Annotated in this window: 6 protein-coding genes; 1 reads left to right on the top strand and 5 read right to left on the bottom strand. The window is 67.9% G+C overall.

Translation table 11 applies throughout. The annotated features are described in order from the left end of the window. Positions 1-62: 62 nt before the first annotated feature. The 3 genes from ACWDA7_RS49010 to ACWDA7_RS49000 form a co-directional block, all read right to left on the bottom strand. On the bottom strand, positions 63-713 hold the full coding sequence (locus ACWDA7_RS49010; protein WP_450614215.1) for a hypothetical protein: 651 nt from the start codon (positions 711-713) through the stop codon (positions 63-65). Between the two features lie 451 nt (positions 714-1164). Beyond that, positions 1165-1728 carry a hypothetical protein gene (locus tag ACWDA7_RS49005; protein ID WP_450614213.1) on the bottom strand — a complete coding sequence of 188 codons (564 nt, stop codon included), beginning with the start codon at positions 1726-1728 and terminating at the stop codon, positions 1165-1167. A 93-nt stretch (positions 1729-1821) separates the two neighbouring features. Next, a complete protein-coding gene (locus ACWDA7_RS49000; protein WP_450614211.1) occupies positions 1822-3162 on the bottom strand; it encodes a S53 family peptidase in 1341 nt (446 codons plus the stop codon). 120 nt (positions 3163-3282) lie between these two features. On the opposite strand from ACWDA7_RS49000, the gene ACWDA7_RS48995 reads away from it, so the two are divergent. Continuing rightward, positions 3283-4800, top strand: coding sequence for an IS1380 family transposase (locus ACWDA7_RS48995; protein ID WP_450614209.1), 1518 nt, complete (start codon positions 3283-3285; stop codon positions 4798-4800). On the opposite strand, the gene ACWDA7_RS48990 is transcribed toward ACWDA7_RS48995, so the two are convergent. Further along, positions 4702-5547: a hypothetical protein gene (locus ACWDA7_RS48990; protein ID WP_450614207.1), complete on the bottom strand. Its 846-nt coding sequence runs from the start codon at positions 5545-5547 to the stop codon at positions 4702-4704. The genes ACWDA7_RS48995 and ACWDA7_RS48990 overlap by 99 nt on opposite strands. A gap of 162 nt (positions 5548-5709) precedes the next feature. Further along, a partial coding sequence (locus ACWDA7_RS48985; protein ID WP_450614205.1) for a group II intron maturase-specific domain-containing protein occupies positions 5710-6783 on the bottom strand: 1074 nt, incomplete at its 5' end.

Genomic DNA, 6783 nt, shown 5'->3' with positions numbered 1-6783 from the left:
AGCGCGCGCCGCCCGGTCGTCCTCGTCGAGCCGGGCGCGCAGGAACGCCACCAGGTCAGCGGTCATGGGCTCCTCCTCTCGTGCGCGTTGGGGCGCGGCCGCTCCAGCACGGTGATCCGCTCACCGTCCCACACAAGGGTGTCGCCGAGCCGGGGGATGAAGGGGAGCTCTTCACCCCGTTGGGCGATGACGCCGACGCTCCCGCAGGTGGCGATGCAGCGGTTGCCGTGGCGCTCGCACCAGCGGCCGGGCGCGTCGAGCGGCAGCAGGACAAGGACGGTAACGCGCTCGGTCGTGGGGTCATCCTTCGTGCGGTGGTTCGCGGCGGTGATCAGCGTTTGATGCGGCCTCGTACGGCGAGGGCGGCCAGGGCAAGGAGAGTGGGCTCCAGCAGACGGGAAGGGCATCTCGATGTAGGTGCCGGCGGTGGTCAGGTCCTGGCCGCTGGAGCGGAACACCACTGAGTTGAGGGTGATGTTCAGGGCCTTCTCGAAGCGCACGCCGGTGAACCTGTTCCCGGTGGGGTTCTTCGGGTCGTCCTTGTCTATCTCGAAGGTGACCTTGCCTCCGCCGGGCGGCACGGTGCCGGTCGCTTCCTGCTTCGGGGAGTCCTTCGGGATTCCGAAGCCCATCAGCAGCAGGATGGTGACGAGCATGGCGGCAGCGAGCCAGCCCAGGGCCCGGGAGGCGCGTAGGCCGTAGCCAGACAGCATCCAGTAGCCCCACAGCAGGCCGCGTTCGGCGGGCGCGGTTCCGTCGCGGTCGTGGCGCGCATCTCCATCTCGCCGTAGTGGAAATCCGCCGCCCCCGGCTCGTTCTTGCTGTCCTCGAAGGCCTTGCGCAGTGCCCGGTACACCGGCGCCAACTGTGCCGGCCCGACATGTCCGGCGCCGAACATCGCCACGTTCTAGCCCGGGACTGCTCTCGGCTGGATCGCGCGCCAGTGGTGTTCGTCGGCGAGGGTACGGCGCTGGGTAAACCGGACCAGGCGCCAGCGCCGTCAGTGCCAAGATCTGGAGGAAGAATCTTGGCCAGCGCTGCGATGCCCGTCGGGTCTTCCATGGCTATCCCTCCGATCAGGTCGCTGAGAGCCTACGAGAGACTGACAACCAGCACGGCGGAGCCAGACGTTGTTGGCCGTGACCAGCACTTTCCCAACAGGCTCTAGTTGGCGGGGACGAGTGCGTCGTACATGTTGCGCGTGTACCGCTTGACGGAGTTGGGAACGCCCGTGATCACGCTGTAAGTCTGCTGTGTGGTGCCGGTTTTGCCGTCGGCGACCCAGCGCAGGACGAGTTTGAAGGACACGATTTTGTTCTGGGGAAGTTTGTGGAGGTGGATGAGGAAGTCCTGTGGGTCGTCGGGACCGACGTTGTACGGGAAGCGGGAGATGCGTGTGGGTCCTGCGGTCAGGGTGTCCTCGGGTGCGCCTGTGAGTTCGACGGGGCGTCGGCTGAGGTCGGCGTTGAACACGTGACGATCCTGTGCGGCTCCGCATCCGGAACTCGTGACCATGATGCCGTTGGTAGGCACGGGGTCTTCGGTGACCGACGCGATGGACAAGGTTCGGAGGATTACTTTCTCCTTGCTGCGGCCCTGCACGGTCATCTCCAGCGTCGCTGTGTCCGCGGCGACAGGGGTAGAGCGCTTGGCGATGTCGGCCTGGTACTCCTTGAGCGTGCCTTCATAGAGCACGGGGTCGCAGGGGTTCTGCGGCCCGGCGGACACCGCGATCGGTATCGTCCCGGTCCAGGTGCCGGTACGGGCTCGCGCGGCAGCAGTGCACGCGAGCCCAGCCCTTGTCGGTCAGAAAGCGCCGTGTCAGAAGGCGCCGGTGCCCTTGGGCGTGCCGAGACCGGTCGGCCCGTCGTATCCCGGCCCCGCGGTGCACAGGTAACTGCCTCCGCAGAAGCCGTTGCTGCCAGAAGTGACGTCGTCGAGCGCCGACGTGTGGCTGTACGGGTACGAGCCGTTGACGACCTGAGAGGTGTTTCCGGCCAGTGCGTAGACGCTCGCGATGATCGGCGACGAGGCGCTGGTGCCTCCGACCTGGACCCATCCGTCGGCACCCTGTGCGAGACCGAGCTGAAGCTCGGTGTCGCACAACGATCCGCCGCCGCAGTTGTTGTACGTGTCGTAGACCGCCACCCCGGTGTTGGGGTCGGCGACCGCGGACACATCGGCGACGGTGCGCTTGGCGCATCCGGAGTCATGCTGCCAGGACGGCTTGGCCTCGTATGCCGAGCAGCCCGAGCCCGAGCCGCTCCAGGCGGTCTCGGTCCAGCCGCGCGAGTTGGACACCTTGCTCAGCGAGGTGCCGCCCACGGCGGTGACGTACGGGGAGGAGGCCGGCCAGGAGGCGCCGTAACCGGAGTCACCCGAGCTCGCTGTGATCGCGACGCCGGAGTGGTGGAAGTGCGAGTCGGCGGAGGTGATGGTGTTGTCCTCGGAGCCGCCCCAGCTGTTGGAGACAGAGATGACGCCCGAAGTGGTGGCGGCGGTGTCCTCGGCCTTCATGAGATCCGCGGCGTTCGCCGAGTTCGCCTCGACCAAGAGGATATGGCAGCCAGGGCATGCCGCCGAGACCATGTCGAGATCCAGGCTGATCTCCTCGGCCCATCCATAGTCACCGGAGGGAAGCGGCGACGCGTGGCCGCTCTGATTCACCTTGCGGAAGCAGCCGTTGGCGGTGGTGCACGACGGCAGACCGTAGGCCCTGCGGTAAGTAGCCAGGTTGGACTCGGCTTTCGGGTCGTCCATGGCGTCGACGATCGCCACCGTGCGACCGGATCCCGAGGTACCGCCCAGGTGGTAGGCGGAACGCAGATCGGACGGCACGTACCCCACCGTGGTCGGGGATCCGGTGGTGAACGGTGACATGCGGCCCGAGGCCGTGCGGTGGGCCTTCAGGACGCCGAAACAGCGGACCTGTCCCGCTCGCACGGGATGGGCGCAGCCGAAGCCCGTTGTACCCGCGGAGGCGGACGCGCGCGGGGCGGACGAGAAAGCGGCGGCCGGGACACCGGTGGCCAGGCCGATGGTGAGGGCGGTGACGGCGAGTGTGAGCAGCGCGGTGAGGGCAGCAGTCATCCGCCGCACCCGGCGTCTGGGCCGGTGGCGGTGGATCACTGGGGGTCCGGAGGGTATCTCGCGGCGGTGCATCAACCTCGTGTGTTCAGCTACGGCTGTGACCTGATGCCCCGACAGAAGAAGGGTGCCTCCCACCTGCGATGATCTGGATTGCCTAGATCAAAACCGTCGCAGAGAAGAGGCACCCGACAGGTGCAGGCTACCGAATGGGATCATCGGCTTGCTGTGCGGGCCGACGGCAAGAACCTGATCGGCCACGCGGGCGTGGTGCTGCTGCGGAAGGTCGCCGACCGCGTCGGCCTGGTCACCGCGCTGAGTGCGGCGTTGCCGAAGGGCGCCGGGCCGGGCTGGCGTGATCGGGGCATGGCGCTGGTCCAGCTGGCCTGTGCGATCGTGCTCGGCGCGACGAACGTCCTTCAGGCCGAGCAACTCCAGTACCACTGGCGGGCGGTGTTCCCGCGGCCGGTCTCGGACAGCACCCTGCGCCGCGCCCTGGCGGCGATCGACGGCCCGGTCGCGGCCCGGGTGGAGCGTGCCCGCGCCGTTATACGTCGCGTGGTGTGGATGCTGCTCGCCCTGCGGCCCGGCGGCTTCCCCTGGATCTCGGTGTGCGGCCGGGAGGTGACCGGCTGGTACGTCCTCGATTTGGACGCGACCATCGTCACCTGCACCAGCCGGAAGGAAGGCGCGGCGGGTACCTTCAAGGGCAGCTTCGGCCACATGCCGCTGGGGGCGTGGGTGGCCAACACCCGCGAGTGCGTCGCCATGCTGCTGCGGCCCGGCAACGCGCCGCCCAACGACGTCGCCGACCACAAGACGGTCCTGGCCGCCGCGCTGCGGCAACTCCCGCTGCCGCTGTGGTCGAAGCTGCTGGTCCGGATCGACGGCGCGGCCTTCAGCCACGACGTCCTCGACCATCTCCAGCAGTTGTCCACCAGCCGGCGCCGGGTGCGCTGGGTGACCGGCTGGGCCATCAACGAAACGGACGAGCAGGCCATCGCGCTGCTGCCCGAGAACGTGTGGACGGCCGCGCTGCGGCAGGACGGCGAGGTCCACGAGATCAAGGGACCCGACGGCGAATGGATCTCCTACCAGGTCGCCGAGCTGACCGGGGTCCGCGACCTGACCGGCTGGCCGAAGGGAATGCGGCTGATCGTGCGCCGGGTCAAGCCCTCGCGGCGGGACGCGAAGAAGCTGACCGTCTTCGAGAAGCGCACCGGCTGGCGCTACCAGATCATCGCCACGAACATCCCCGCATACCAGGGGCTTTCCGGGGTGTCCGGTTCCGGGCAGGTGTGGTTCGTGGACGCCTTCTACCGTGATCACGCCGAGGTCGAGGACCGCGTCAAAGCGATCAAGCGGATCGGTCTCGGGCTGCTGCCCTCGAAGTCCTGGCAGCTCAATACCGCCTGGGTACTGGCCGCCACGATCGCCGCCGACCTCGACGCATGGACCCGGCTCCTCCTCCTGCCCGACGAGCCCGAACTCGCCGCAGCCGAGCCGGAGACCATCCGGATGAAGCTCTACCACCTGCCCGCCCGGCTCACCGCCCACGCCCGCAGGCGCACCCTGCACCTCGACCGCACCTGGCCCTGGACCAATGCCCGGAAGTTAAGCGGAAACGCCGCAGGTCAAATCGATGGGGTTGGGGAGCTTGTAGCTGCCAGGGCTGGTTCGTTCGAGGATGCCGTCCCGGACCCAACGGCATAGCTCGTTGACCAGACCACGGTGGCGGGCCGGGGGATACTCGAGGGCGTCGATGATCTCGCGGGCCTTCCAAGAGCGGTCCGGGTTCGCGCGCAGAAACGCGACAGTGCGTTCCTTGCTGGTATGTACGGCTCGTCCTGGATGGGCTGGATCGGCCCAGGCGGGGGCCACCGTGTAAGCGCCGGGAGCGGTGCGTTCGAGCACCCCGGTGATCGCCCACTGGCACAACTGCCCGGCGATGACTTTGTGCTTGGGGTAGCCCAGTGCGTAGGCGATCTCCCGGGCGGTCCAGGAGCGGACAGGGTGGGTCAGCAGCAGCTGGATGACCTGCTCCCTGCGCGACACCCGGGACGATGGATGCGGCCCGCCACCGGCGGGCGCGGGTGTTTCGGGGATGGCGAAGGGGACGTGCCCGTCGTGGATGTCGATGGCCAGGTGTGTGACGTTCATACTGGTCGTAGCGCGTTCGTCGTCAGCCCGGGACGCGTAGCGCGAGGTGCTGCACTTGACCTTCCGCGCGCTGACGCGCAGGCGCCGCGGAGGCATCGGGGACTCCAGCACGGCGGCGCCGATCGTCCCGTCAGCGGTAAGACCGGTGTACTCGATGCCGGAGGCGAGGGCCACCTGGTCGCGGGCGCATTCCAGGGCCACGGTGAAACTCATCCGATCCGGATCCGCCCCTTCGCAGGCCAGGGCCGCGTCCGTCATGACCCTGCGCAGCAGTTGATAGACGATCAGGCCGGCCCACATCTCCTGCTCCAGGCTGGCCGGATCGCACGAGCGCAGGACCAGCCCTGCTTGCAGAGTGTGCCGCAGGGCGTAGAAGGCGGACTCGACCTGTCGGGTAGGTGCGGCGCATTGCTGCGCCGCACCCCCCTCAGAACCGGACGGGCGGCGTTAACCGCATCCGGCTCAAGCAGGCCCTGAAGGCCCACGGGCAGCCAGAATGGCTGGTCGCTGTTGTTCATTGCCGCCGCGCCAGCGGTGGCAATGAACGTGGGTGAGTCGGAAGGCGACCAGATCGTCGGACTGGCTTCCGTCCCGTTCGGCGGTGAGCGCGTTCGCGCGTACCGCCGTCCGGATCGCCCGCAGCCATTGCTCCCATTCCTGGGGGCTCTGCGGCTGCCGGTCGGCGTGCAGGAGAAGACTTCCGCAGAGCGGGCACCGGCCGTGCTGCCTTTGGAGCAGACTCAGCAGGCGCGGGCTGAGCGGGGGCTTGTTCCTGCGTCGCCGCGAGGCCCAGTACTCAGTCAGCGTCGGGTCGTCCACGGACGCCCCTTTGACGACGAGTTGATGTCTGACGATCCGGGTCCAGGCGAACTTGGTGAGATAGCGGCCGCTCTCGCGGTCACCGAACACCCACCGGTCCTGCCGGGACTCGTTGAACCGGCCGAAGTACCGGGATGTCACCCAGCCGTTCGGCTTGTTCGGGTGTGTGTGCCGGGCCCACTTGTAGACCAGTTTCCACACGTGGTTGTCCAGCGAGGTGAACACCTCGCTGGAGACCACACCCCGAAAGTAGGCAGCCCAGCCCCGGATGATCGGGTTGAGCTTGGCGATCACCGCCGCCGCGTTCTGCCCCCGAAGAGCCAGCACCTCGGCGGTGAGCCGTGCCCGGATCCGTCGCACGGATGCCTTGCTCGGCTTGATCAGCAGCATGCCGTGATAGCGGCGGACGGTGAAGCCCAGGAAATCACAGCCCTCATCAAGGTACGCAATGCGCGTCTTGTCCTCGTTGAAGGCCAGACCCCGGGGTCTGAGCCACCGGGTGAGTCGCTCCTTGACCTGCTGAGCCTCCTCCTGGCTGTGACAGAGCACCACCAGGTCGTCGGCGTATCTGATCAGAGTCGGAGAACCCACTGCCAGTTCACCAGCCCGTGGGCCGGTGAGGCGGTAGCGGACTCCGGCAGCCTCTTCCATCCCGTGCAGGGCCACGTTCATCAGCGCCGGGGAGATGATCCCGCCTTGCGGGACGCCCTCCTCGGT

This window comes from Streptomyces sp. NPDC001156 (assembly GCF_053598275.1).
Note: the sequence above shows the minus strand (reverse complement) of the source record. Positions and strands in the feature narration are given on the sequence as shown.